We start from the raw sequence: 25,395 nt of genomic DNA, 5'->3' as shown, positions 1-25,395 counted from the left end.
TCAAGGATCGGAGCTGGTCATGAGCAACGCCCCAACGCCCGCCGGCGACAGCACCGCAGCGGGCCCGCAGTTTCTCGGCACGCGTATTCGCGGCCTGCGCAAACGGCGCGGCATGACCCTGACCGAACTGGCGACCCAGGCCGAGCTCACCGCCGGCTACATCAGCCAACTGGAACGCAATCTCGCCTACCCGTCGATCCCGGCCCTGTTCAATATCGCCCGCAGCCTGGGCGTGACCATCCAGTGGTTCTTCGCCAGCGAAGCCACCACCGCTCCCGAAGACAACGGCTATGTAGTGCGCAAGAACAGCCGCCTGAGCGTGCACTACGAGGACGGTATCGTCGACCAGTTGCTGACCCCGCAACCCAACCGCCAGCTGGAAATCCTCCACTCGCGCTTCCCGCCGGGCACCTACAGCCAGCAAAGCTACAGCCATGAAGGCGAGGAAGCCGGCTACCTGTTGTCCGGCGTCTTCGAACTGTGGGTCGGCGAGCGGCATTTCCTGCTGGCCGAAGGCGACAGTTTCAGCTTCTCCAGCCAGGAACCGCACCGCTACGGCAACCCCGGCGATGTCGAGGCCGTGGTCATCTGGGTCATCACCCCGCCAACGTTCTAACGGAAAAGGTATCGCCATGAGCACGGAACAAGCCCCGGCGCTGAAGGAGATCTTCAACAGCGAACGCCTGCAGCATATCGCCAGCGAAATGCGCGCGGTGTATCCCGATTTCGACAGTGCCGGCTTTCTCGGCCTGACCCACCAGGGCCTGGACGAACTGTCGATCATGCAGCGCCTGGCCCGGGTCAGCGAGAGCCTGCACGCCGTGCTGCCACTGACCTACAAGCAATCGCTCAAGGTGTTGCGCCAGCTCGCCCCGCGCCTCAACAGCAGCTTTGTCACCCTGTGCCTGCCGCATTATGTCGCCAGCTACGGGGCGAAGGATTTCGATCTGTCGATGGAGGCCCTGAAGTACTTCACCACCTTCGGCTCCGCCGAATTCGCCATCCGCCACTTCCTGCTCAACGATTTCGAACGCACCCTGGCGGTGATGGAAAGCTGGGCCTCGGACACCAACGAACATGTCCGGCGCCTCGCCAGCGAAGGTTCGCGACCGCGCCTGCCGTGGTCGTTCCGACTGGCACGGATCCAGGCCGACCCGAGCCTGGCCGCCGGCATACTCGAGCGACTCAAGAGCGATGACAGCCTGTACGTGCGCAAGTCGGTGGCCAATCACCTCAACGATATCACCAAGGAACATCCCGACTGGGTGCTGGACCTGATCGAAGGCTGGTCGCTGGAAGACCCGCGTACCGCCTGGATCGCCCGCCATGCCCTGCGCAGCCTGATCAAGCAGGGCAATCCACGGGCCCTGGCGCTGATGGGCGCAGGCGCCAAGGCCCAGGTCGAGGTGCTGGAGCTGAAGGTCGAGCCGGCAGTGATCCGCCTTGGCGACAGCGTCACCCTCTCCTTCACCCTGGCCTCCACGGCGCCGACCAGCCAGAAACTGGTGATCGACTACGGCATCGACTACGTGAAGGCCAACGGCGGCACCTCGACCAAGGTCTTCAAGCTCAAGACCCTGCACCTGGCGGCGGGCGCGAGCGAAACCCTGAGTCGGCGCCAGCACATTCGTGAACTGACCACCCGCAAGCACTACAGCGGCCATCACGCGGTGCACCTGCTGATCAATGGCGAGCGCCTGGGCAGCAGCGGCTTCGATATTCTCGAATAAACTCCCTGGAGCCAACTTGCAGGCACACCGCGTTATCGTTCATCGCTGGCAAGCCAGCTCCCACAAGGTTTCAGGCACGACGCTATTTGGCGGCGAGACACCGACCCGTGGGAGCCGGCTTGCTGGCACACCGCGTTATCGTTCATCGCCGGCAAGCCAGCTCCCACAAGGTTTCAGGCACGACGCTATTTTGCGGTGAGACACCGACCCGTGGGAGTCGGCTTGCAGGCACACCGCGTTATCGTTCATCGCCGGCAAGCCAGCTCCCACAAGGTTTCAGGCACGACGCTATTTGGCGGAGAGGCACCGACCCGGGGGAGCCGGCTTGCTGGCGATGGCGATCTCAAGGTCGCGCCTACCGATTGTGCTTCACGCAACTGAAGGGTGTTGCAGTAGAATCGCCGCCTAATTTTTTCAGGGCCCCGCCATGACCTCTCACCAGACTCCGCCCACCGCCGCGCCCCAGGCCAACGAACTGATCCTCGGCCTGGAAGACCGGCCCCGGCTGCTGATCGGCCTGCTGGCCGCGCTGCAGCACCTGCTGGCGATCATCGTGCCGATCGTCACCCCCGGCCTGCTGATCTGCCAGGCCCTGGGCGTCTCGGCGCGGGACACCAACCTGATCGTCTCGATGTCGCTGGTGATCTCCGGGATCGCCACCTTCGTCCAGTGCCGGCGCTTCGGCCCCTTCGGCGCCGGCTTGCTGATCGTCCAGGGCACCAGCTTCAACTTCGTCGGCCCGCTGATTGCCGGCGGCGCCCTGATGGTCAAGCAAGGCACGCCGGTGGAAGCGGTGATGGCGGCGATCTTCGGCGTGGTCATCGCCGGTTCGTTCGTCGAGATGGGCATCTCGCGCATCCTGCCTTTCGTCAAGCGCATGATCACCCCGCTGGTGACCGGCATCGTCGTCCTGATGATCGGCCTGACCCTGATCAAGGTCGGCCTGATCAGCATGGGCGGCGGCTTCAGCGCCATGGGCAACGGCACCTTCGCCAACGGCGAGAACCTGCTGCTGTCCGGCGTGGTGCTGGCGATCATCGTCGTGCTCAACCGCATCCCGCTGGTGTGGATGCGCAGCTGCGCGATCGTCATCGCCCTGGCCGCCGGCTATGCCCTGGCCGGTTACCTGGGACGCCTGGACTTCACCGGCATGCACGAAGCACCGCTGTTCCAGGTGCCTACACCGCTGCACTTCGGACTGGGCTTTTCCTGGGCGCTGTTCATTCCGATGCTGGTGATCTACCTGGTCACCTCCCTGGAAGCCATCGGCGACGTCACCGCCACCAGCAAGGTGTCGCGCCAGCCGGTGGAAGGTCCGCTGTGGATGCAGCGGATCAAGGGCGGCGTACTGGTCAACGGCGCCAACTCGCTGCTGGCCGGTGTCTTCAACACCTTTCCCAGCTCGATCTTCGCCCAGAACAACGGCGTGATTCAGCTGACCGGGATTGCCAGCCGGCATATCGGCAAGTGGATCGCCCTGATGCTGGTACTGCTGGGCCTGTTCCCTTCGGTCGCCGGGGCGATCCAGGCCGTGCCGGAGCCGGTACTGGGGGGAGCGGCCATGGTCATGTTCGGCGCCGTCGCGGCCTCGGGCATCAACATCCTGGCGAGCATCACCCTCGACCGTCGTGCCCTGCTGATCATCGCCGTGTCCCTGGCACTGGGGCTTGGCGTTTCCCAGGTGCCGGAGTTCCTCGCCCATATGCCGGCGGCGCTGCGCAATGTGCTGGAGTCGGGTGTTGCCACCGGCGGCATCTGCGCCCTGGTGCTGAACTGGTTCCTGCCGGAAACCAAGGCCGGCGCCTGAACCTTCAGCCGCCTACAGCCTTCAGCCACCTATCTGAGACTGCGCAGGGCAAACCTCGCAGTCTCCTGCAGGACCTGAACCGGTGCCCCGGCCTTGGCACTGATCTTCAGACCGCTCAGGCTGCTCATCAGGTAGCGGGCCGCGGCGGGGATATCGATCTCGCGGTCGATCTCCCCCGCTTCCCGAGCTTCGTGCAACGCCCGTTCGAACGCCGCCATCAAGGTCTGCGCCGCGCTCTCGCGCAGCTGGTTGATCTCGGCATCCTCGACGCCGAACTCACAGACCGCGTTGACCCCCATGCAACCGGCGGTCCCCTCCGACTGTACCCGTGAGACAAACGCCAGCAGGGCCGACTCCAGGCCGGCCAGGGGCGAAGCCCCCTTGCCCAGCTTGAGGATCAGGTCACTGACGCTGTCGGCGATGTACTGCCGCATGGCGTGCATGTACAACGCACGCTTGTCGCCAAAGGTGTTGTACATGCTCTGCCGGCCAAGCTGCATGGCCTGCATCAACTCGTCGGTGGACGCCGCGCTGAAACCCTTGTCGCAAAAGACCCGGATCGCCTGTTGCAGCGCCTGTTCGCGGTTGAATGCTCGGGTTCTGGCCATGCTCGTTCTCGTCGTTCAAGGCAGGCTCCGACGGTTGCGCCGCCGGCTGCCATAAACCGTGCATGATACGGCGCCTTCGGCACGGCGTCTCGCCTCAGGCCAGGTAGCCGCCATCGACGCTCAGGCTCGTGCCGGTGACAAACGACGCCCCCGGACTGGCCAGATAGGCCACCATGTCGGCGATCTCCTCGCCGCTGCCCATGCGCTTGAGCGGCACCAGGTTGCGTACCGCCTCGTGGTGGGGGCCATCGGCCGGGTTCATGTCGGTGGCCGTGGGACCGGGCTGGACCAGATTGACCGTGATGCCCCGCGGCGCCAGGTCCAGGGCAATGCCCCGGGTCAGCCCGACCAGCGCCGACTTGCTCATCGAATACACGCTGGAACCGGGAAACCCCGAACGCTCGGCCACCACGCTGCCCATCAGGATGATCCGGTCGCCCTCGGCCATGTGCCGCGCGGCGCACTGGGCGGCGACAAAAGCCGCGCGGACATTGATGGCGAACGTCCGGTCGAAGTCCTCCAGCTTGAACTCGCCGATCCCTCCGAGCAGCAGAATCCCGGCGTTATTGACCAGGATATTCAGGCCACCCAGGGTCTCCACGGTCTGGCTCACAGCCTGTTCGATGGCTTGCGCATCGGCACTGTCGGCGTGGATCGCCAATGCCTTGCCGCCCTCCGCCTCGACCGCCGCCACCACTTCCCGGGCCTTTTGCGCGGACGCCGAATAGGTGAACGCGACCTGCGCGCCCTCGCGCGCGAGGCGCTTCACCACCGCCGCGCCGATACCACGGGAACCGCCTGTCACCAGGGCGACTTTATTTTTCAGGGACTGGAATTCGGACATCATGACGCATCACCTATTTTGGATTAATAAATCCAAAATATCAGCTTAACCACTACCAGGAGAATACCAAACTGAAAAATAATTGATTAAATAATCCAAAATAACATCATGAAAAACTGCCCACCCGGACGAAAAACGCCCCGAAAAAGTTCAGTTCTTAAATTTAATTTCATCCGTTCCAGCCCCGCTTTGACTCAGAACTGTCACATCGCCACCCCTTAATTGTTTCAAGAGTTTGCTGCTCTTATTTCAATTCTGTGACCAGGATCCGAACCAATGAACAAGCTGTTTAGTCCTATGATGGGCGCCGCTCTGGCGAGCGTCATGATGTCTGCCCACGCGGATTTCATCGATGACAGTCACGCCGACGTGACCCTGCTCAACCGCTACCTCAACCAGGAGGGGCGTGACATCAGCGGCAGCAGTGCCAAGGCACATAGCATTCGTGACTGGGGTCAGGGCTTCCAGTTCGACTTCAAGTCCGGCTACACCGAAGGCACCATCGGCCTGGGCCTGGACTTGCAGGCGTTCTACGGCCTCAAGCTCGACTCGGGTGGCGACCTGAACGACAAGGATCACCAGGGCCGCTACCCCGGCAGCATGTTCCCCCTGGATGACGGCAAGTCCGCCGACCAGTTCGGCGTGCTCAGCCCGACCTTCAAGGCGCGCTTCCTGAAAGACGAACTGCGCATCGGCACCCTGTACCAGAACAACCCGATGCTGGCCAACACCGACGGCCGCCTGTACCGCCAGACCAACACCGGCGCGCAACTGGTGTCCAAGGACCTGGATAACTTCACCTTTACCGTCGGTGATATCACCCAGACCAAGATTCGTAACGAAACCGGCGACACCGGCATGATCACCGCCGGCGGCACCAAGAAGAGCGATCGCTTTCTCTACGGTGGCGCCGACTACACCGGCCTTGCGGGTACCACCCTGAGCGCCTGGTACTCGAACCTCGAGGACTACTACCAGCAGGCCTTCCTCGGCGCCAAGCGCCATGACGCCTTGCCGGTCGGTGCCATCGACAGCGACTTCCGTGCCTATCGCAGCATCGGCACCGGCGGCAACAGCGATGGTGACAGCCAGTTCGCCGCGTCCGGTTTCTATGGCGACGGTTCGACCAAGGGCCGCATCAACCAGTCGACCATCAGCTTGCTGGAAAGCTACACCCTGGCCGGTCACACCATTGGCCTGGGCGCGCAGAAGAACAGTGGCAACAGCGACTTCCCGTACCTGGATTCGGGCCTGAACAGCGGCGACAACCGCCAGGGCCCTGGCTCGGGCGCGGATACCCCGGCGCTGACCAACCTGCAATTGAACAAGTTCCAGCACGCGGGTGAACGCACCTGGCTGGCGCAGTACAAATACGACTTCGCCCAACTGGGTGTCGACGGCCTGAAGTTCGCCGCGACCTACGCCCATGGCGACCAGGTGCGTACCCCGGCCAACCGCGATGCCAGCGAATGGGAACGTGACATCTCCCTGGCGTACGAAGTACCGACCGGCCAGTTGAAAGGCCTGGGCGTGAAATGGCAGAACGCCCACGCGGCGCCGGAAATCACCGGCCAGACGATTCAGGACGAAAACCGCTTCTACGTCAGCTACGTGATTCCCCTCTGGTAAGAAACCAGGCAGGGGCGCCCATGGCGCTTCTGCCTGCTTTACCGGGCGTTCAACAGAATATCGGCCGCGTCATCGAATGCAGGCTTTCACTGAGCAACGCGACTGCGGCACGGATACTTTCGCTCTGTCGGTGAACCGCAAACAGGCCATAGTTGACGCTCAATCCCGGCCCACCGTTCGCCGCCGCCAATGAAACCACCCGCATGGTCTCGGGCCGGATACTTTCAGCCGGTAGCAGAGCCACCCCCAGCCCGTTTTCCACGGCCGCCGTGATCACACCAATATTGGGACTCGTCACCGCCACGCGAAAATCGCGTCCCGCCTGTAGCAGGGCATCGAACATCAAGCGTCGCCACGAGCAAGGCTCGGCATAGACGATAACATCGAGTAGTTGCGCCGGATCGATCTCCTCGTCGATCGCACAGACCCAGTACAGGTCAACATTCCATGAGCGCAGCGGATCAGCCGCGAACGCCGAACTGACCCCGATAGCCACATCAAGCACCCCTTCATGCCAACGCTCGGCAAGCGCATCGCCGTGTTCCACGCTGATTTCCAGGTGCATGTGGGGACAGGCTCGACGCAACCGCCCCAGGGCAGCCGGCAAAGTCGATATCGCGATATTCTCCGAAAGGCCGATACGGACATTGCCCATCAAGGTCCGCTCTTTCAGCCGTGCGGCCACGGTGTCTCCCAGCGCGAGGATGCGGGTCGCGTAACTGAGCAGCAGTTCGCCCTCGGTCGTCGGCACCACGCCACGCCCCGTCCTGTGCAGCAGCCGCTGCCCCAGCAGTTCCTCGAGCCTGCGGATCTGCGCGCTCAACGCCGATTGCGCCCTGCCCGCCTGATTGGCGGCGCCACTGAGGCTGCGATGCTGGCAAACCGAGACGAAGGTACGCAACAGATAGGGGTCGAAGGCGTCGGATATCATGTTTCGATTAACTCTGATTGATTCGATATAAGCCTATTTGAATACCCTGCCAATGACTACCATCACCCCTCGAAAGGTTTTCATTCATCAGGAGCGCATCCATGAGCAATAACCAAAACCCGCGCATCGTGCTGGCCACACGTCCCGAGGGGCTTCCAAAACCGGCCGATTTCCGCCTGGAGTACGCCGATATCCCTGCCCCGGGCGAGGGCCAGGTGCTGCTCGAAAATCTGTACCTGTCTCTTGACCCGTACATGCGCGGACGTATGAGTGCAGCCAAGTCCTATGCCCAGCCGATAGGCATCGGTGAGGTGATAGTGGGGGCCACGATCGCCCGGATAAAGCAGTCGCGTCATCCGCAATGGCGCGAAGGCGACATCGTATTGGCCGATGCGGGTTGGCAGCATTTCGCCCTGTCGAATGGGCAGGAGCTGCGACTTCTGGACCCGGCCATTGCTCCTCCCACCACGGCGCTCGGCGTGCTCGGCATGCCTGGCTTCACCGCCTATGCCGGCTTGCGCAATATCGGTCAGCCAAAGCCCGGGGAAACACTGGTGGTCGCGGCGGCCAGCGGCGCAGTAGGCTCCGTGGTCGGCCAACTCGCCCGTATCCAGGGCGCACGCGCCGTGGGTATCGCCGGTGGAGCGCAAAAATGTGCATTCGTGAAAAATGAACTGGGCTTCGATGCCGTCGTCGACCACCAGGCGCCGGACTTCGCCGAGAAGCTGGCCGAAGCCTGTCCGAACGGCATCGACGTGTACTTCGAGAATGTATCGGGAGCCATCTGGGATGCGGTCAGGCCGCTGCTCAATGACTTTGCGCGCATTCCGGTCTGCGGGGTGATCGCTCACTACAACGATGCGTCGCCGAGTGCCAGCATTGATCGCCTCCCCGCGACGATGCGTGACATCCTCACCAAGAGCCTCACCGTACGCGGTTTTATCCAGCACGAATTTGTCGATCGGCAGCAGGCTGATTTCCTGAACGAGGCCGCGCAGTGGATTGCCCAGGGCAAGCTGAAATGGCGCGAGGATATCGTCGATGGCCTGGCCCAGGCACCGCAGGCCTTTATCGGGCTATTGCAGGGCAAGAACTTCGGCAAACTGATCGTACGCCTGGCGGATCTCTGAACCCGCCCGACAGCGGCGAACCCGCACGCGCTGGTCTCATCCAATGAGCCGGCGCGTGTGCTCATGCCTGCTCTTGGCCCCCCTCAATCCCCGGAACAACCACTGCCCCAGGTCTTGTAGTTGTACTCCTTGATCTCGCCACTCGGGGTCTTGTAGGTCATCTTGGCGTCGACGATGCCACAGGCATAGGGATCGGAATCCACCCGGATCACTTCGGCCACATCCTTCTTGTCCAGGGCAAAGGCCTGGGCACTGAAAAGAAAAACCGCCACGGTCAAACACTTCGCATAGATCTTCATCGCAACTCACTCAAGAGGAAAAATACTCGCCGACATGAACTATCGGGCAAAAGTTTCTGAGTGAAGAGTCGCCATCGCGCATTATCCGCAAATTAAGAGAACCATGAAAAAACTTAAACAAATCGTTATAAATGACTTAACGATTTGTTAATTATCCACACGCCAAATTTCGCCACTTATTCCAACTGGAAGATGACGAAATATTCATGAAAACCACCCCACCCACAAAGAATACGATCAGGCACCTTGTCCGCCTTGCCACCTGCCTCCCCAACCCACGCAGGCTTGGCCACTGGGCACCGCTGACCCTGCGCCTGATCGTCGGCTACGGCTTCATGGCCCACGGCCTGGCGAAACTGTTCAGGGGGCCGGAAGCATTCACCGTTATTCTTCAGGCCATGCACTTTCCCGCCGCCGCTGTTTTTTCATGGCTGACCGTGGCGATTGAAATATTCGGCGGACTGGCGATATTACTGGGGGCCTTTGTCACCCTGGCAAGTATCCCGATGATCATCACGTTATTAGTGGCTACTTTCACGGTGCACTTGCCATATGGCTTCAGTTCCATAAAGTTGTTATCCATCGGCCCGAACGGCGCACTCTTCGGCCAGCCGGGCTATGAAACCGATCTGCTCTACCTGGCCGCACTGATCACACTGGTCATCGGCGGACCGGGTCCCTTCGCCATTGACCATCTTGTCAGGCGCTGGGCAAAAGGCTCCGGCAGAACTGCCGAGGACCTGCGATAATTGCCGTCAACTCCTGCAAGGATGTAGACCATGACGCGATGGAACAGGTACCGCAGCAGTGCCCTGGTGGCGCTGTTCATCATCCTCGTCAGCCTCCTGGCGTTCCTGCTGGTCAAGGTCTACTCACGGGACACCTCCACCTACTTCGAATCACGCGACCTGCTCCGCCAGCTCAAGCAACTGGACGGCAAGCTCGATGCGAAGGTGCTCAAGGCGCGGATCAGCGCCGAGTACAATTACAACCTGCTCACCGGTTCGACCACGGAGTCGAGCCGCCGCTGGGAGCAGTTGGTGACGCTGAACGCGACACTGGACGATTCCCCCATCTGGCAGGCCCGGAAAAAAGCCTACCTCGACGCCACGGCGGAAAAGAACAAGCTGATCGAGCAGTTCCAGTTGCAGAACATCACCCTGCGCGATGACCTGGAAACCCTGTCGTCCATAGAAGAAACCATTCAGAAAGAGCTGGAACCGTCCAGCGTCGAACACCCGGTAGCCACGCTGAGCGTGCTCTACAGCGCCTCGAAACTGACCTTGGGCACCCTGGAGTACGCCCAACACGCCTCGAATGAAAAAGCCGAGCGGATTCAGGGCCAGATCGACAACCTGACCACCCAGAGGAGCGCCCTGGCGACGACCTTGACCCCCTCGCTAGACAAGCTGGTCGAGCAGGTCAACCTGATCGTGCGCGAACAGCCCCTGGCCAACGACCTGCTTGACCGCATCGGCTTCATCCCGGTTGCCTCCAGCCTCGACGCCATCAATGAATACCTCAATGAAAGCCAGCGGCGCGCCGACCTGCAGAGCCACCAGGACCATCTCTACCTGACCCTGTGCGCTGCCTGCATGGCGTTGCTGGTGTTCTACCTGATCATTCGCCAACTGCGCAGCCATGCCCTGATCAACCAGATGAACAGCGCCCTGCAGGCCGCCAACGAGCGCCTCGAACAACGGGTGGAAGAACGCACCCGCGAACTCAGGGAGGCCCAGAGCGAGTTGCTCGACACCGCGCGCATGGCCGGCATGGCGGAGATTGCCACCAACGTCCTGCACAACGTCGGCAACGTGCTCAACAGCGTGAACATCTCCGCCGACCTGGTCAGCCGCAAGGTCCGCGCGAGCAAAGCGCAGGGACTGGGCAAGGCCGTGCAACTGATGAACGAGCATGCCGACGACCTGGGGCACTTCGTCAGTCAGGATGAAAAAGGCAAGCTGCTGCCCGCCTATCTCGGCCAGCTGGTCACGGCCATCGGCACCGAGCAGGCGGAGATCGTCCAGGAACTGGCACAACTGAGCAAAAGCGTCGACCACATCAAGGAAATCGTCGCCACCCAGCAGTCCTATGCCGGGGCGGCCAGGCTGCTGGAACCGCTGAACATCACCGACCTGCTCGAAGATGCCCTGCGCATGAACTCGGGCGCCCTGACCCGGCACCAGGTCACGGTGCTCAAGGATTACCAGGACGTGCCCACCCTGCTGGGCGACAAGCACCGTCTGCTGCTGGTCCTGATCAACCTGATCAGCAACGCCAAGTATGCGGTGTCCGACCTGTCGAACCGTGAACGCGACATCACCCTCGGCGTCAGGGTGGTCGACGGCACGACCCTGCGCATCAGCGTGAAGGACGATGGCGAGGGGATTGCGCCGGAAAACATCTCGCGGATCTTCAATCACGGCTTCACCACGCGCAAGGACGGCCACGGCTTCGGCCTGCACAGCTGCGCCCTGGCGGCGGTCGAGATGAACGGTCGCCTGTACGCCCATAGCGACGGACCGGGAAAAGGGGCCTTGTTCACCCTGGAGATTCCCCTCACCCTGTACCGCAAGGAGGAACATCCCGCCGTGGATGCAACCTCTTCATCCAACGCCTGAACCACCCGCCAGGAGTCATGCGGATGCTGCCCTCATCACCGACCCTTTCCGGCAATCGCCTGCACCTGCGCCGCCTGCGTGGCCGGGTCGGCCTGGCCCTGGTGGCCAGCCTGTCCTTCCTCGCGGGCATGACCGACGCCATCGGCTTCATGGCCACCGGTGACTTCGTGTCCTTCATGAGCGGCAACACCACGCGCCTGGCGGTGGCGATCAGCGAGGGCGACCTGTCCATGGTGCTGCGCCTGTTCGCGGCGGTGGCCGCCTTTATCGCTGGCAATGCGCTGGGGGTGGTGGCCGGGCGCGCCGGCGGTCGACGCTCCCTGCCTTTGCTGCTATGCATCGCCACCTTGCTGTGCGTGGCCGCGGCGCTGCCCTTCCAGACCCGGGTACCGGCGCTGCTGACCGCGATCATCGCCATGGGCATGCTCAATGCCGCGGTGGAACAGGTCAACGGCCTGCCCATCGGCCTGACCTACGTCACCGGCGCGCTGTCACGCTTCGGCCGCGGCCTGGGGCGGCGACTGCTGGGCGAAAAGCGCGATGGCTGGCGGGTGCAGTTGGTGCCGTGGAGCGGCATGCTGCTGGGCGCGGTATGCGGCGCCGTGCTGGAACGCCAGCTGGGTGTCCAGGCCTTGGTGGTGAGTGCAGCAATCGCCACGGTGCTGGGGCTGCTGGCGCTGAAAATCCCCCATCGCTGGCAGAAGGATTTTATGCCTCGGTGAGGCGGGGTCAGCCGTCAGCCAGTATCGCCAATTGGGCGATATCCAAAGGGTCACCCAACACCCGAGCCACTGGTGCCGTCTTGATAGTCGCGGGAACCGAGGATATTCCAGACGAACGGTCATCCGACCTGTCATTTCTGACAGTAGGCAGCCGCAGTTTTTTTGGGCAGCCTTTACCGAAGAGGTCATTCAGATACTTCCAGGGAAGGAACCGAACGGATGTGGGATTTTCTCAACAGCGCCACCGGACTCTTGTCGTTGGCTGCGATTCTTATCTCGACCTTCGCACTGCTGATGTTGAATTCAATCGAATCGAGATCTCACGATGAGGCAGGCTGTACGTGTATCAACTGCAAAAGTCTGCGAAATCAGAAACGATGATCTGTCCATCACGATTCTCAGGCTGCTGACGTTAAGAATCCCCCACCTTGCCCAGCGTCCCGCCTCTCTTCAAATACTTGACCATCACACACCGCAACGCCGCCTCATGCCCCACCGCAACCTCATGCTGCAACTGCGCGACATGCTCTTCTCCAAGACTGCCCGCCTCGACCTCGACAAACCCCAGCCGGGCATAGAACGGCGCGTTCCAGCGCAGGTGCCGATAGGTCGTCAGGCTGACGGTCGCGAACTGCTCGGCCTTCGCACAAGCAATTGCCGCCGCCATCAGTTGCGCGCCGAGGCCGCGTTTCTGGTGCGCGGCATGGACGGACAGTTCGACGATAAAGAACGATCGGTCCATCGTCTCCGCCGCCAGGAAGCCCACCGGCTGGTCGGCCCCATCCACCGCGACCCACAGGGTGTGATGCCGGCATAGCTGCTCCAGATAATCACCCGGCAACGGCTCGCCCTCGGCGACCCAGGCCAGTCCGATCTCGCGGAAGATCGACGCAGCGGAACGCTCGACCGCTGCCAGGGCGGGAATATCATCGGGACGTGCGGGGCGGACGGCAGGCATCGGACTCTCGGGTTCGGCAACAAAGGGCCAACGATAGCAAAATCACGCTGGGTTTCATCGGCAACACGGCTCGCAGGGTCTACTGTTGTCGTATCGTCCAGCACGGTCCCTGACGGGAGCCCCGCCTTCATGAAAACCCGAGTCGAGCATGTGGTGTTGGTCGCGGACCTGGTCGGTACCGCCGTGTTCGCCATCGAAGGCGCGGTCAGCGCCATGCGTAGTGGCCTGGACCTGCTCGGGGTAATGGTGATCGCCTTTATCGTCGCCCTCGGCGGTGGAGTCACCCGCGACCTGCTGATCGGCGCCACTCCCCCCAATGCGGTACGCGACTGGCGCTACCCGGCGCTGGCCTTTGCCATGGGCCTGTTGGCGTTCGTCTTCCATGCGCAGGTGTTCAACCTGTCGACATCGCTGCTCATCCTGCTGGACACCGCCGGCCTGGCGCTGTTCGCCGTGGCCGGTGCACAGAAAGCCTTGAACTTCGGTATTTCGCCCTTTGTGGCGATGCTGATGGGCACCATTACCGGGGTCGGCGGTGGGGTCGTGCGCGATATCGTCCTGGCACGGATTCCGCTGGTGCTGCAGGCTGATCTATACGCGACTTCGGCCTTTACCGGCGCCGCCGTGCTGATCATCGCCCGGCGCCTGGGGGCGCCACCGGTGGCCGCCGCCCGGCTGGCTGGCGCTGCCTGCGTGGCCCTGCGCCTGCTGTCGCTCAGCGGCGGCTGGCAGTTGCCGAAAGTCATCGGCTGAACATCACCGCGCATAGCCGAAGCGGGTGAGGAATTCGGCCTCGATGCTGCTGCAGTTTTCCTGCAGTGTCGCCCGGAACTGCGGGCTGGAAAGGGTGTTCAGGCGCTGTTCGCGGCAGCGCACCAACCGTTCGGCCAGGGCTTCGCGCTCGCGATCCACTTCCAGGTTGAGACGGACGAAATACACCCCCAGAAATACCGCCGTGCACACGATGAACGTGACCAGGAAGGCAAACCAGTTCCGGCCCTGTTCAGGTTCGGGAGCGTTATGGTCAGACGTGTGGGGCATTCCAGCTTCCTGCCGAGGTCAAGCGCAACAGGCACTGCTTGCGCGGCGGCCAATGTAGCACTTCAGGACTGTCGAACGCATGTTCATCGTCACTGCGCATCGTTGCCGGATAACCGTGTATTTGAATCTTCATCTTTGAACTAGAGCCTTCTGCCAGCACTGGCCTTACACTGCGCTCCCCGCACTTTCCACCCAAAGACCAGCGTTTATGAGCGAAGCCTTCGAAGTCCCCAGCCCTCACGAAAAACACGTTGAACACACCACCGAGCACGCCCATGCCCGCGGCGACGGTTTTGCCAGTCGGATCGCGGTGATGACCGCCATCATGGCGACCATCGGCGCCATGCTCAGCTACCAGGCGGGCTCCACGGAAAGCGAAGCGGCGATGGACAAGAACAACGCCGCGATCATCAAGACCGAAGCCGCCAACCAGTGGAACTACTACCAGGCCAAGTCCAGCCGCCAGAACCTCTCGGAAATGGCCAGCCATATCCCGGGACTGGATGCCGCGCACTACAACGCCGAAGCCGAACGCTACAAGAAGGAAAAGGAAGCGGTGCGGCAGAAAGCCGAGGGGCTGGAAACCCAGAGCCGTGAATGGGATGCCAGGTCGGAGGAAGCCCTGCATCAGCATCATCGCTGGGCCCAGGCAATGACGGCCATCCAGATCGCCATTTCGATGGCGGCCATTACCTTGCTGACCCGCCGCGAATGGCTCAAGCGCCTGTCCTACACCGCAGCGGCAGCGAGCGTGGTACTCGGCTCGCTGGCCTGGCTGCATATCTGAGTCCCGAGTACGACGGTAGGTTGTGCCGGAACACCGATCTGCAGGAGCCGGCTTGCTGGCGATGAGGGCATTGAGCCTTGCATCGCCCTTGCGGACGCTATCGCCGGCAAGCCAGCTCCTAGAGGTTTCGCGGCGTACAGGTATCAGCTCTCGCCCTCCACGTCGTCCAGGCTGAAGGTCTCGGTGCTGTCGTTGTAGGAGAAGATTTCGGCGTAGCGGCCCCAACTGATCACGCTTTCCAGGGTCTGCTCGACGAAGTCTTCGCTGAGGGAGTCCTCCAGTTCCTGTTCGAAGCGCACCCGCGGCGCCCAGTGGCCGCGCCGCTCCTGCAGGACCTGGCGGATACGCGCCGCCAACGGCACCTGGCGCAGCAGATGGTCGGCGAACATGACCTTGCGCTCCTGGGTGCCGTACTCGGCAAACAGCTTGCCCGCCTCGGTCAGGGAGATATCGGCGCCGCGCAGTTCGGCAAAGCCCAGGTGCTCCAACATCTCGGCCACCGGGAACAGGTCGTCGACCTCCAGCAACAACCGCTCCGCCACGTTCGGCAAGCCTGCCCGACCGTGGTAGGGCTCGGCCGCCAGCGCCTCGATCAGGCCGGCCATCAGGTTGGTCGGCACTTCCTGCAGACGGCTGCCCAGTTGCAGTTCGGCCTTGCCGGTACGGGCATCGGCACTGCGCCGGTCGGTCATCAGCGCGTAGATATCGTCGACCATCTTGCGAAAGATCGGGTCTAGGCGGTTGCGCGGATGGGCAAAGGGCACCTTGATCTGCGCCACCACCCGCCCGGGGTTCGAGGACAGCACCATGATGCGGTCGCACATCAGCACCGCTTCCTCGATGTTGTGGGTGACGATCAGGATCGACTTGATCGGCAGTTGTCCGCCACTCCACAGTTCCAGCAGGTCGGTCCGCAGGTTTTCCGCGGTCAGCACGTCGAGGGCGGAAAACGGCTCGTCCATCAGCAACAGGGTCGGGTTGACCACCAGCCCACGGGCGAACCCCACGCGCTGGCGCATGCCGCCGGACAGCTCGCGCGGGTAGGCGTTTTCGAAACCGTCGAGACCGATCAGGTCGATGGCGGCCAGGGCCCGTTTGCGCGCTTCCCTGGGCTCGACCTGCAGCGCCTGCAGACCCGCCTCGACGTTTTCCAGCACCGTCAGCCAGGGGAACAGGGCAAAGGTCTGGAACACCATGGCCACGCCCTTCGCCGGTCCGGCCAGGGGCGTGCCGTTGTAGAGCACGTCACCGGAGGTCGGCTGGATCAGCCCGGCGATGATTCGCAGCAGCGTCGACTTGCCCGAACCGGAGCGTCCCAGCAGGCCGACGATCTCGCCTTCGTGCAGGCTCAGGTCCACCTCGCTGAGCACCTGCCGTTCATCCTTGCCCTTGCCAAAGCCCTTGCTCACGTTGGTCAGCGAGTAGATTTCACGGGCAGCGCTGGTGTATTCGGTATGACTATTCATGAGACCGACTCGGGTTAATTCATACGGAGTTTGTTTTCGGCAATGGCGTACATCGGCCGCCAGACCAGACGATTGAACAGCACGACGAACAACGACATGACCACCACCCCGAGGGTGATTTTCGGGAAGTCGCCGGCGGCGGTGGTCTGGGCGATATAGGCGCCCAGGCCGTGGGCGACCACCTTGTCCTGGCCCCAGGAGACGAACTCGGAGACGATGCTGGCGTTCCAGGCACCACCGGAGGCGGTGATCGCACCGGTCACGTAGTAGGGAAAAATGCCCGGCAGCATGACCTTGCGCCACCACTGCCAGCCACGGATATGGAAGTTCGCCGCGGCTTCGCGAAAGTCATTGGGGAAGGCGCTGGCCCCGGCGATCACGTTGAACAGGATGTACCACTGGGTGCCGAGCACGATCAGCGGACTGAGCCAGATATCCGGGTTCAACTGGAAGTGCAGGATCACGATGACGAACACCGGAAACAGCAGGTTCGCCGGAAACGCGGCGAGAAACTGCGCCAGCGGCTGGATCTTTTCCGCCAGGTGCGGACGCAGGCCGATCATCACCCCCAGCGGCACCCAGATCAGCGACGCGACACCGATCAACACCACCACCCGCAGCAGCGTGATCAAGCCCAGGCCGAGTACATGGCCGACGTCGCCGAGGGTCACTTCGCTGCTGACATACAGCACGATGTGGTACAGCGCATAGAGCGTCAGCGCGCCGATACAGGCGCCCCAGACCCAGTCGACCACCCGCGAGGCGGTCGGGTTGGCGGCGGCGCCCCCGGCATGGCGGCGGGGCCGGTTCAGGCTCAGGCGCAGATGCCCGAGCCGGGTGACGGCACGCACCACCGGACGAATCAGGCGCTGGATCACCCGGGTCCGCTGGATCAGCCGCAGCACCCAGGACTCCGGGGCACCGCCCTGGGACGAGGTGTCCTCCATGCGGAACTTGTCCGCCCAGGCCACCAGGGGTCGGAACAGGAACTGGTCGTAGATCAGGATCACCACGATCATCGCCAGGATCACGTAGCCCACCGCCGAGAGGTCGCGCTGGTCGATGGCCAGCGCCAGGTACGACCCGATCCCCGGCAGCGTGATGGTCTTGTCGCCGACGGTGATGGCTTCCGAGGCCACCACGAAGAACCAGCCGCCGGACATGCTCATCATCATGTTCCATACCAATCCGGGGATGGCGAACGGCACGTCGAGCTTCCAGAACTTCTGCCAGCCGGACAGTTGCAGGCTGCTGGATACTTCTTCCAGGTCGCGGGGCAACATGCGCAGCGACTGGTAGAAGCTGAACGTCATGTTCCAGGCCTGGCTGGTGAAGATCGCGAAGATCGCCGCGCACTCCGCCCCCAGCACCCGCCCGGGGAACAACAGGAGGAAAAAGGTCACCGTAAAGGAGATGTAGCCCAGCACCGGCACCGATTGCAGGATGTCGAGCACCGGCACCAGGAGCTTTTCCGCACGCCGGCTCTTGGCAGCCAGGGTGCCGTAGATAAAGGTGAAGACCAGCGCCGCGACCATGGCCGCGAGCATGCGCAGGGTGGTGCGGATCGCGTATTCCGGCAGGTTGGCCGGATCCAGGGAGATCACCTGGCTCTGCAAGGTGGAAATCGGCGCCCAGGTTTCCCGCGCGCCGATCGACAGGAACAGCAGGAAACCGACCACCAGCGGCATGGCCATCAGGTCCCAGCGATTGGGCAGCAGGCGCCGGGTGCTGGCTGGAATGTAGTGACGAAATACCTTGTTCATAGTCAGCGATTCCAGCAATGTTCCGAAGGGAGACTAGACCAGCCACATGAAATTCATGTCATTTTCGGGGGGAGAATTGCACAGCCCACCCCAACCGCGGCTGAACGATATGACGTTGTCATCACTGTGTTACATTTCCCACCGTGCTCACCCCTTCGAGCCGTGCCTGCTTTCAAAAACCCGACGACCTTGCCGACGATGTCAGACACCCTGCTGCTGATCGAAGACGATCGCCCCCTGGCCCAGCTCACGGCGGAGTTCCTGCGCTCCGAGGGCTTTGACGTGTCCATCGAGCACCGCGGCGACCGGGCCGTCCGGCGCATCCGCGAAGAGCAACCGGCGCTGCTGATCCTCGACGTCATGCTGCCCGGCCTGGACGGCTTCAGCCTGTGTCGGGAAATCCGCGCCGGGTATCCGGGGCTGATCCTGATGATGACCGCCCTGGATGAGAACACCGAGCAACTGGTCGGCTTCGATGTCGGGGCCGACGACTATGTGGTCAAGCCGATCGACCCGCTGTTGCTGCTGGCCCGTATTCGTGCCCTGCTGCGACGCCATCGCCAGGCGCCACCGCAAGGCTATGAGTTCGGTGCGTTCAAGCTGGATGCAAAAAACCGCCGGGCGTGGCTCAACGACACCGCCTTGGCGTTCTCCGCCAGCGAGTACGAACTGCTGGATATCTTCTCGCGCCAGCCGGGCGTGCCGCTGACCCGGGAAAAGCTGCTGCAGCAACTGCGAGGCCTCGAGTACGACGGACTGAACCGTTCGATCGACATGCGTGTGTCACGGCTGCGCAAGAAGCTGGTCGGCCTGGAATGCCCGGTGACCATCCAGACCGTTCCGGCCCAGGGCTATCTGTTCGTCGAAATCGGGCCGAGCCATGTTTGAACCCAGGCGCTGGATGGCCATTGTCGCCGGCCTGCTCTGGACCGCGCTGACCCTGTACCTGCTGTGGCTGTCGGCCGGTGCCTCGGTGGCCGTCAGCGAGGCCAGCTTCCGGCGCCTGATGACCGGCCCCGGCTACCTGATCGCGCAGCAACTCAAGCCACTGTCCGCCAAGCAGCGCGAGGTCAGGCTCGATGTGCTGCGCCAGCACTTCCAGTACCCGGTGAACCTGGTCGAGCGCGACAGCATCGACGTGCCGCCGGAGGCGGACACCATGCTCGAACACCACGAGGCGGTGCAGGATGTCGATGAAGAGATCGCCTATTACCCGCTGGACGACGAGACGCTGATCCAGTTCGGTCCCATGTGGGTCAGCGCTTCGCTCGATGACTTTTTCGTCACGCCGATCTACTGGTTTACCGCCTTCGCCGCCGGGGCACCGGTCCTGGTGTTCCTGGGCCTGGGTTGGAGACGCCGACGCCAGCACCAGCGCGACATGACCGCCCTCGCCGCCTGCCTGGGCGGCATGGTCCGCACGCCCACCGTCACCCTGCCCCCCGTGGGCAAGGAGTGGCGACCGTTGCTGCTGACCCTGCAGCAGCATGCCCAGGACATCGCCGCCATGAGCGAGCGGCACAAGGAAGTGTCCCAGGCGGTGTCCCACGAATTGCGCACGCCGCTGGCACGGCTGCGCTTCGCCCTGGTGCTGTTGACCCGCAGCGAAGACGAAGCCACCCGCAAGCGCCTGCAGGAACGCTTGCAGGTCGACATCGAGGAACTGGAATCGCTGGTCCGCGCCAGCCTGACCTTCGCCAAGCTGGCCGGCGCACCGGCCAACCTGAACAATGAGCCGATCCTGATCCAGAGCTGGCTGCAAAACGAATTCGCCCTGCTCGACGGCAACCGGCATCGCCTGGAACTGGAAACCGATCCGCCGGGACTCGAGCTGATTGGCGACAGCGCCCTGCTGCACCTGATCGTGCGCAACCTGCTGGGCAATGCCGTGGCCTATGCCCGCTCCCATGTGCGGATCAGCGCCCTGCGCCAGGGTGAAAATCACTTGGTCCTGCACGTCGACGACGATGGTCCGGGCATCCTCGCCGAAGACCGGGAGAAGATTTTCGAGCCCTTCGTGCGACTGTCCAGCGGTCCCGAACAGCCGGGCGGGTTCGGCCTGGGCCTGGCGCTGGCGCAACGGGCGGCACACTGGCATCGCGGCGAGCTGTCGGTGTCCCGTGGCCCGCTGGGCGGTGCCCGCTTCAGCCTGGTCCTGCCACTGCGGCCCGACTGAGACCACAACCGCCGCGTTACAGCCCGTTACAGCAGCGCTTGCCGGCCATCGCTACCCTGCCGCTATCGACAGGGCACGGATGCTCTCCCTCAACCCAGGCAGGAGTGTGCGCCATGGCTTCCTTCAGACAGCGACTGTTGCTTCCCTTGATCATTGCCGGACTCGGCACCGTGGCGCTGAGTGCCAAGGGCCAGCCCGTGGGCACCGAAGTCGACCGGCCCGGGCCGGCACGACACGACGCCCGGTCCCCGACTCCCGACCTGCTGCTGCCGGGAAAAAACGGCACGCTGATCGCGCTCTCGTTCAAGAGAACCTTCGGCCGGCGCGCCCCGGGCAGGGTTATCTGATCGCAGGAGCGCCTGGGCGCTGGCAGGCGGGAACGCTCAGGCATGCGCCCAGCGCCGATGCAGGCCACGCGCCAGGGCATCGAGGGCAAAGCCCAGCACGCCGATCAGCAGCACCATTGCCATCAGTTCCGAATAGGCCAGCCGGTCGCGGGTGTCGAGGATGAAGTAGCCCAGCCCCGCACTGACGCCAAGCATTTCGCACGGCACCAGCACGATCCAGAGAATGCCGATGGACAGGCGCACGCCGGTCAGCACATGGCCCAGGACACCCGGCAGGATCACCTTGCGCAGGGTTTCCCAACGGGTGGCGCTGAGGCTGCGGCTCAACTGCAACCAGCGTGGGTCGAGCTGACGCACCCCGGCCACGGTGTTGAGCAGGATCGGCCAGACCGCCGCGAACGCCAGCAGGAAGTAGATCGGCTGGTCGCCCACGCCCATCAGCATCACCACCACCGGCATCCACGACAGCGGGGAAATCATCCGCAGGAACTGGAACGCCGGAGTGGTCGCGGCCTCCAGGTGACGATAGCTGCCGATCAGCAGGCCCAGGGGCACGCCGATCAGCAACGCCAGCAACAGACCGATAAGGATGCGCTTGAGGCTGACCAGCACATGCTCGTACAGCTCGGCCCGACCGAGCAGTTCGACCAGGCTGGTCAGGGTCGCCTCGGGCGAGAAACGCGCCGCCAGCCCATCCGCGCTGCCGAACAGGTGCACGCCGAGCCACCAGGCCAGCAGCAGGCTCAACAACCCGGCGATACCCAGTACCCAGTTCCACAACGGTGAAGACGCCTTGCCCATCAGAGACTGAACTCCTCGCTGCGCTCGAAGCTGTCGGGCAGACCGAACGCCTTGAGCCCACCCACGGCGGCGATGCTGTTGCGCACGAAGCGGTCGTCCACCAGGTCGCGGGCGGTCTGCTGCGGATCGAGGTTGGCAAGGAAGCCCTTGTCGCCCTCGATCAGCGTGTCCTTCAGGCGCCGCACCAGTTCCTCGGTGTAGCTGGGAAACGGATAAGGCTGGAAGTCGATGCGTTGCTCATCCCAGTTGCCATGCTGGATCGCCCCGCTGGCGAGGTAGGCATCACGCTCGACGGCGTTGGGCACCAGCACCCGGCCGAGCACTTGCGGCGTGTGCGGGGTGTAGCGGTTGGTGCCGTCCTTGGACAGCAGCCTGGCGGCCTCGGCGCGGTTGTCGCGGGTCCAGAGCTGCGCCTTGACGATGGCGTTGACCACCTTCTGCGACCACTCGGGACGGTTGTTGAGGTCCTGCTCGTGCATGAACACCACGCAGCAGGCATGGTTGCGCCAGATATCGCCGGTGAAGCGCTGGACCCGGCCGACCTTGAGTTCCTCGGCCAGGGCATTGAACGGCTCGGCGACGATATAGCCGGCGATCCGCTTGCTGGCCAGGGCCGGCGGCATGTCCGAGGGCGGCAACACCACCAGATTGACCTCGTTGGCCGCCAGCACGCCGTTGGCGGGCTTGCTCACCGGTTGCAGGCCATGATCGCGGAACAACTGCTGCACCACCACGTTGTGGATCGAATACCAGAACGGAATCGCCACCGATTGTCCGCCCAGTTGCTTGACCTCGGTGATCCCCGGAGCCACGGTCAGGCCCGAGCCGCCGACATGGTTCCAGGCCACCACCTTGGCCGGAACCTTGCTGCCGTAGCGGGCCCAGACCGTCATCGGCGACAGCAGGTGGATCACATTGACCTGCCCGGAAATGAACGCCTCGATCACCTGGGCCCAGCTGCGCAGCAGGACCGGGCGCTCGGCCTTGATCCCTTCGGCTTCGAACAGGCCATTGTTATGGGCCACCAGCAAGGGCGTGGCATCGGTGATCGGCAGGTAGCCGATGCGTACCGGTGCGTCAGGCTCCGAGGCCGCGCGGGCCTGCAGACTGTTGAGCAGCGGCAAGGCACCGCCAGCGGTCAGCAAGGCGCTGAGTTTGAGGAAGTCACGACGTGTGTGGGTGAAGTCGTCCAGGCACATGATCCATCTCCGACGGTTCGGGCTGCGTTGAGTTGAGGGGATTGCGGCTCGCCCGCCGAAGGGTTTTGAGAATATCGATACGCAGGGCACCCAGTTCATCCACCAGTTCGGCACGTGGCTGCGGCAGGTCGATGCGCCATTCGCCGAGCGTCCGCGCCGGGCTGTTACCCAGTAGCAGGATGCGCTCGGAGAGCAGCAGGGCTTCATCAATGTCATGGGTGATCAGCACCGCCGCAGTGCGGTGTTCGGCAATCACCCGCAGCAACAGTTGCTGCATGTCGGCGCGGGTGACTTCGTCCAGCGCGCCGAACGGTTCGTCCAGCAGCAGCACCTGCGGGTGGCGCGCCAGGCAGCGGGCCAGCGCCGTGCGCTGGGCCATGCCGCCGGAAAGCTGCGCCGGGTACTGGTCGCGGGCGTGCAACAGGCCGACCGAGGCAATCGCATGACTGATCCGCGCCTGGCGCTGTTCCTGGCTCAACGACGGCTGCCGGGCAAAGTCCAGGCCGAAGGCAACGTTCTTTTCCAGACTCAGCCAGGGCAGCAGGCTCGGGTCCTGGAAGGCCACCGCCACCCGCGGGTGCGGGCCGTTCAGGGATTCCCCGAGCAGGCTCACCTGGCCGCCATGGGGCGCCTGCAAGCCCGCCAGGACCCGCAACAGGCTCGACTTGCCGACCCCGCTCGGACCGAGGATCGATACCACTTCCCCCGGTTTCAGGTCGAGATCGAAACCCTCCAGCACGGTGTGCCAACCCTGCTCACGGGGGTAACCGAGGCTGATCTGCCGGGCTTGCAGCAAGGAGGTGCTCATGCCGCCGCTTCCCGCGCCTGACGTTGCAGTTCGGCGCGCAGTTGCACCAGGCTCGGGGTGACGATCGGCACGAACGCCGACTCGCGCCAGCGCCGGGCAAAACCGCTGCCGTGCTCGCTCAGGTAGGCCTTGCCGCCGCTGGCCTGCAATTCCAGTTGCACCGCCTGGGCGGCGGACTCGGCGAGGGTGATGCGGATCTGGAACAGATCGGCGGGACGGGTGAGGAAACGGCCATCGAGCAAACCGTTCTTCAGGGCTTCCACGGCCTGCTCCAGCACATGGCGTTGCTCCAGCAGGGGCTCGCGCAGAATCGAGCGGCCGTCCTGCAGATGGCCGGCGACCTCACTCAGGGCGCGCCGGCTCAGGCCGATCGCCATGCCGCATTGCAGGCCGAGAAACGCCGGGCGTACCGCCGGCAGAAAACGCTTGGCATCTTCGTGCAGCAACCAGTCGCTGCTCACGCTGACCTGTTGCAGGTCGATGGCCGCGGTATTGCTCGATTGCAGGCCCATCAGTTGCAGGTCGGCAGAGCGCCTGACGCCCTCCAGTCCATCTGGAATCGCCAGTACAAAGGGCACCCCACCCTCCTCGCGCTCGATCGCCGCGGCCACGACAAACCCGCTCTTGCGCAGGTTGGTCACCCAATGCAGGCGACCGTCGAGTTGCCAGCCATCGGCCTGGGAGCGCGCACGCACCTGCAGCGACTCGATGCCCGAAAGGAACTTCATCGCGTTCGACAGCCCGGTCGCCCCGGCCAGTTCGCCACTGAGCAACGATGGCAGCAGGCGTTCACGCAGGCCACGATTCGGGCTCTGCAGCAGGTATTCGATAAAGGCCCGCTGGCCCCAGAAGACAAAGGCCGCCGCCAGGGAATGACTGGCAACGCCGGCGAGCGTTTCCACGGCATCGGCGATATCGCCACCGCTGCCACCCTGGGCTTCTTCGACACCGACGCGCAGCACCCGCGCGGCGGCCAGCCGCGACAGCACCGACTGCGGGTCGCATTGCCCCAGGTCCAGGGCCTGGGCGTGTTCGTCCAGCCATTGGCTCAATGCCGGATCAAGCATGTGGTTCTCTCCTCGAACGCGGCGCCCGGCCATTGCCGGCGCCGTTGAATCATTGACCCGCCGCTTGCCAGCGGTACTTGGCCAGCTCGGGATTGAGCGGCGTGCGGGCGAAGACATTGGCGAAGTTGCACAGGGTCGCCAGACTGACGCCGAGAATCACTTCCAGGGCATTGCCCTCGGTGTAGCCGGCCGCCGTGAAGGCGCTGAAGGTCTCGTCGCTGACATTGCCGCGGGTGGCGATGACTTCCCGGGTAAAGCTAGCCAGTACTTCGAGTTTTTCCTCGGGCAGTTCGCTTTGCCCGCGCAAGGCACTGACCACCTCGTCCGGCAGCCTGGCCTTGTTCACCGCCACCGCGGTATGCCCGGCGACACAGAAATCGCAACCGTGGGTGGTGGCGGCAATCAACTGCACCACTTCGCGCTCGGCCAGGCTCAGCTCGGCTTTGCCATTGAGCCCCGATACCGTAACGTAGGTTTCCAGGGCCGCCGGTGCGTTGGCGAGCACGCCGAGCAGGTTCGGGATAAACCCGGAGTTCTTCTGAGCGTTCTCCAGAAAAGGCCTGGCCGCTTCAGGGGCGCTTTGCAGAGTGTGTAAAGTGACGCGCGACATGGCGTGGACTCCAGTTGATGAGATGTCCGGCAAGTCTGTTGGTTATAAGAA

The 25,395-nt window shown here is 63.4% G+C and carries 26 protein-coding genes; 13 read left to right on the top strand and 13 right to left on the bottom strand.

The window, feature by feature from the left end:
• Positions 1-19 precede the first annotated feature (19 nt).
• From KI243_RS10955 to KI243_RS10945, 3 genes are all read left to right on the top strand, one after another.
• The gene (locus KI243_RS10955) at positions 20-616 is read left to right on the top strand and encodes a cupin domain-containing protein (RefSeq protein WP_177088413.1); all 597 of its coding nucleotides are present in this window, start codon (positions 20-22) and stop codon (positions 614-616) included.
• Between the two features lie 16 nt (positions 617-632).
• Positions 633-1,730 (top strand): DNA alkylation repair protein, encoded by a 1,098-nt coding sequence (locus KI243_RS10950; RefSeq protein WP_212810803.1) that lies wholly within the window; start codon positions 633-635, stop codon positions 1,728-1,730.
• A gap of 427 nt (positions 1,731-2,157) precedes the next feature.
• Positions 2,158-3,537, top strand: a complete 1,380-nt coding sequence (locus KI243_RS10945; RefSeq protein WP_017128211.1) for a uracil-xanthine permease family protein — start codon at positions 2,158-2,160, stop codon at positions 3,535-3,537.
• Between the two features lie 29 nt (positions 3,538-3,566).
• On the opposite strand, the gene KI243_RS10940 is transcribed toward KI243_RS10945, so the two are convergent.
• Together KI243_RS10940 and KI243_RS10935 are read right to left on the bottom strand one after the other, a co-directional pair.
• Positions 3,567-4,145, bottom strand: coding sequence for a TetR/AcrR family transcriptional regulator (locus KI243_RS10940; protein WP_212810802.1), 579 nt, complete (start codon positions 4,143-4,145; stop codon positions 3,567-3,569).
• Between the two features lie 94 nt (positions 4,146-4,239).
• Positions 4,240-4,989: a 3-oxoacyl-ACP reductase family protein gene (locus tag KI243_RS10935; RefSeq protein ID WP_177088441.1), complete on the bottom strand. Its 750-nt coding sequence runs from the start codon at positions 4,987-4,989 to the stop codon at positions 4,240-4,242.
• Between the two features lie 276 nt (positions 4,990-5,265).
• On the opposite strand from KI243_RS10935, the gene KI243_RS10930 reads away from it, so the two are divergent.
• On the top strand, positions 5,266-6,618 hold the full coding sequence (locus KI243_RS10930; RefSeq protein WP_017128208.1) for an OprD family outer membrane porin: 1,353 nt from the start codon (positions 5,266-5,268) through the stop codon (positions 6,616-6,618).
• A gap of 49 nt (positions 6,619-6,667) precedes the next feature.
• Here the strand turns inward: KI243_RS10930 and KI243_RS10925 are convergent, their stop codons facing one another.
• Complete coding sequence (locus KI243_RS10925) at positions 6,668-7,549, bottom strand: LysR family transcriptional regulator (RefSeq protein WP_212810801.1); 882 nt, start codon at positions 7,547-7,549, stop codon at positions 6,668-6,670.
• Positions 7,550-7,650: 101 nt separating this feature from the next.
• Here KI243_RS10925 and KI243_RS10920 point away from each other — a divergent pair, with 101 nt between their 5' ends.
• Positions 7,651-8,679 (top strand): NADP-dependent oxidoreductase, encoded by a 1,029-nt coding sequence (locus tag KI243_RS10920; protein ID WP_212810800.1) that lies wholly within the window; start codon positions 7,651-7,653, stop codon positions 8,677-8,679.
• A gap of 83 nt (positions 8,680-8,762) precedes the next feature.
• On the opposite strand, the gene KI243_RS10915 is transcribed toward KI243_RS10920, so the two are convergent.
• On the bottom strand, positions 8,763-8,951 hold the full coding sequence (locus KI243_RS10915) for a DUF2790 domain-containing protein (RefSeq protein WP_244861836.1): 189 nt from the start codon (positions 8,949-8,951) through the stop codon (positions 8,763-8,765).
• A gap of 233 nt (positions 8,952-9,184) precedes the next feature.
• Here KI243_RS10915 and KI243_RS10910 point away from each other — a divergent pair, with 233 nt between their 5' ends.
• Genes KI243_RS10910 through KI243_RS10900 form a run of 3 tightly spaced genes read left to right on the top strand, consistent with a single transcriptional unit; the run spans position 9,185 to position 12,321 of the window.
• Entirely contained in the window at positions 9,185-9,727 is a 543-nt protein-coding gene (locus tag KI243_RS10910; RefSeq protein WP_177118311.1) for a DoxX family protein, read from the top strand.
• 30 nt (positions 9,728-9,757) lie between these two features.
• Positions 9,758-11,599 carry a DAHL domain-containing protein gene (locus KI243_RS10905; RefSeq protein WP_177130243.1) on the top strand — a complete coding sequence of 614 codons (1,842 nt, stop codon included), beginning with the start codon at positions 9,758-9,760 and terminating at the stop codon, positions 11,597-11,599.
• 17 nt (positions 11,600-11,616) lie between these two features.
• Positions 11,617-12,321 carry a YoaK family protein gene (locus tag KI243_RS10900; protein WP_177088424.1) on the top strand — a complete coding sequence of 235 codons (705 nt, stop codon included), beginning with the start codon at positions 11,617-11,619 and terminating at the stop codon, positions 12,319-12,321.
• A 412-nt stretch (positions 12,322-12,733) separates the two neighbouring features.
• Here the strand turns inward: KI243_RS10900 and KI243_RS10895 are convergent, their stop codons facing one another.
• A complete protein-coding gene (locus KI243_RS10895) occupies positions 12,734-13,279 on the bottom strand; it encodes a GNAT family N-acetyltransferase (RefSeq protein ID WP_212810799.1) in 546 nt (181 codons plus the stop codon).
• Positions 13,280-13,408: 129 nt separating this feature from the next.
• On the opposite strand from KI243_RS10895, the gene KI243_RS10890 reads away from it, so the two are divergent.
• Positions 13,409-14,032 carry a trimeric intracellular cation channel family protein gene (locus KI243_RS10890; RefSeq protein ID WP_244861835.1) on the top strand — a complete coding sequence of 208 codons (624 nt, stop codon included), beginning with the start codon at positions 13,409-13,411 and terminating at the stop codon, positions 14,030-14,032.
• Between the two features lie 3 nt (positions 14,033-14,035).
• Here KI243_RS10890 and KI243_RS10885 read toward each other — a convergent pair whose 3' ends face one another.
• The gene (locus KI243_RS10885) at positions 14,036-14,320 is read right to left on the bottom strand and encodes a hypothetical protein (protein WP_177088306.1); all 285 of its coding nucleotides are present in this window, start codon (positions 14,318-14,320) and stop codon (positions 14,036-14,038) included.
• Positions 14,321-14,528: 208 nt separating this feature from the next.
• Here KI243_RS10885 and KI243_RS10880 point away from each other — a divergent pair, with 208 nt between their 5' ends.
• The gene (locus tag KI243_RS10880) at positions 14,529-15,107 is read left to right on the top strand and encodes a DUF4337 domain-containing protein (protein ID WP_017123897.1); all 579 of its coding nucleotides are present in this window, start codon (positions 14,529-14,531) and stop codon (positions 15,105-15,107) included.
• Between the two features lie 143 nt (positions 15,108-15,250).
• Here the strand turns inward: KI243_RS10880 and KI243_RS10875 are convergent, their stop codons facing one another.
• Both KI243_RS10875 and KI243_RS10870 read right to left on the bottom strand, forming a co-directional pair.
• Positions 15,251-16,573 (bottom strand): nitrate/sulfonate/bicarbonate ABC transporter ATP-binding protein, encoded by a 1,323-nt coding sequence (locus KI243_RS10875; RefSeq protein ID WP_212810798.1) that lies wholly within the window; start codon positions 16,571-16,573, stop codon positions 15,251-15,253.
• Between the two features lie 14 nt (positions 16,574-16,587).
• Positions 16,588-18,336: an ABC transporter permease subunit gene (locus KI243_RS10870; RefSeq protein ID WP_017123895.1), complete on the bottom strand. Its 1,749-nt coding sequence runs from the start codon at positions 18,334-18,336 to the stop codon at positions 16,588-16,590.
• A gap of 198 nt (positions 18,337-18,534) precedes the next feature.
• Here KI243_RS10870 and KI243_RS10865 point away from each other — a divergent pair, with 198 nt between their 5' ends.
• The 3 genes from KI243_RS10865 (at position 18,535) to KI243_RS10855 (ending at position 20,859) form a co-directional block, all read left to right on the top strand.
• Positions 18,535-19,224: a response regulator gene (locus KI243_RS10865; RefSeq protein WP_212810797.1), complete on the top strand. Its 690-nt coding sequence runs from the start codon at positions 18,535-18,537 to the stop codon at positions 19,222-19,224.
• Positions 19,217-20,512 (top strand): ATP-binding protein, encoded by a 1,296-nt coding sequence (locus tag KI243_RS10860; protein ID WP_042934456.1) that lies wholly within the window; start codon positions 19,217-19,219, stop codon positions 20,510-20,512. Before KI243_RS10865 ends, KI243_RS10860 begins: the two co-directional genes overlap by 8 nt.
• A gap of 113 nt (positions 20,513-20,625) precedes the next feature.
• Positions 20,626-20,859 carry a hypothetical protein gene (locus KI243_RS10855; protein WP_017123892.1) on the top strand — a complete coding sequence of 78 codons (234 nt, stop codon included), beginning with the start codon at positions 20,626-20,628 and terminating at the stop codon, positions 20,857-20,859.
• A gap of 36 nt (positions 20,860-20,895) precedes the next feature.
• Here KI243_RS10855 and KI243_RS10850 read toward each other — a convergent pair whose 3' ends face one another.
• The 5 genes from KI243_RS10850 to KI243_RS10830 are packed head-to-tail and all read right to left on the bottom strand — an operon-like array spanning position 20,896 to position 25,344.
• A complete protein-coding gene (locus KI243_RS10850; protein ID WP_177130257.1) occupies positions 20,896-21,660 on the bottom strand; it encodes an ABC transporter permease in 765 nt (254 codons plus the stop codon).
• On the bottom strand, positions 21,660-22,859 hold the full coding sequence (locus KI243_RS10845; RefSeq protein ID WP_177118307.1) for an ABC transporter substrate-binding protein: 1,200 nt from the start codon (positions 22,857-22,859) through the stop codon (positions 21,660-21,662). Before KI243_RS10845 ends, KI243_RS10850 begins: the two co-directional genes overlap by 1 nt.
• Positions 22,825-23,667 carry an ABC transporter ATP-binding protein gene (locus KI243_RS10840; protein WP_017123889.1) on the bottom strand — a complete coding sequence of 281 codons (843 nt, stop codon included), beginning with the start codon at positions 23,665-23,667 and terminating at the stop codon, positions 22,825-22,827. Before KI243_RS10840 ends, KI243_RS10845 begins: the two co-directional genes overlap by 35 nt.
• Positions 23,664-24,734: an acyl-CoA dehydrogenase family protein gene (locus KI243_RS10835; RefSeq protein WP_177088295.1), complete on the bottom strand. Its 1,071-nt coding sequence runs from the start codon at positions 24,732-24,734 to the stop codon at positions 23,664-23,666. Before KI243_RS10835 ends, KI243_RS10840 begins: the two co-directional genes overlap by 4 nt.
• Positions 24,735-24,783: 49 nt before the next feature.
• On the bottom strand, positions 24,784-25,344 hold the full coding sequence (locus KI243_RS10830; protein ID WP_177088293.1) for a carboxymuconolactone decarboxylase family protein: 561 nt from the start codon (positions 25,342-25,344) through the stop codon (positions 24,784-24,786).
• Positions 25,345-25,395 lie beyond the last annotated feature (51 nt).

Source organism: Pseudomonas sp. Ost2, assembly GCF_018326065.1.
GTDB classification, from domain to species: domain Bacteria; phylum Pseudomonadota; class Gammaproteobacteria; order Pseudomonadales; family Pseudomonadaceae; genus Aquipseudomonas; species Aquipseudomonas gingeri.
This window is presented reverse-complemented; position numbering and strand designations above follow the sequence as displayed.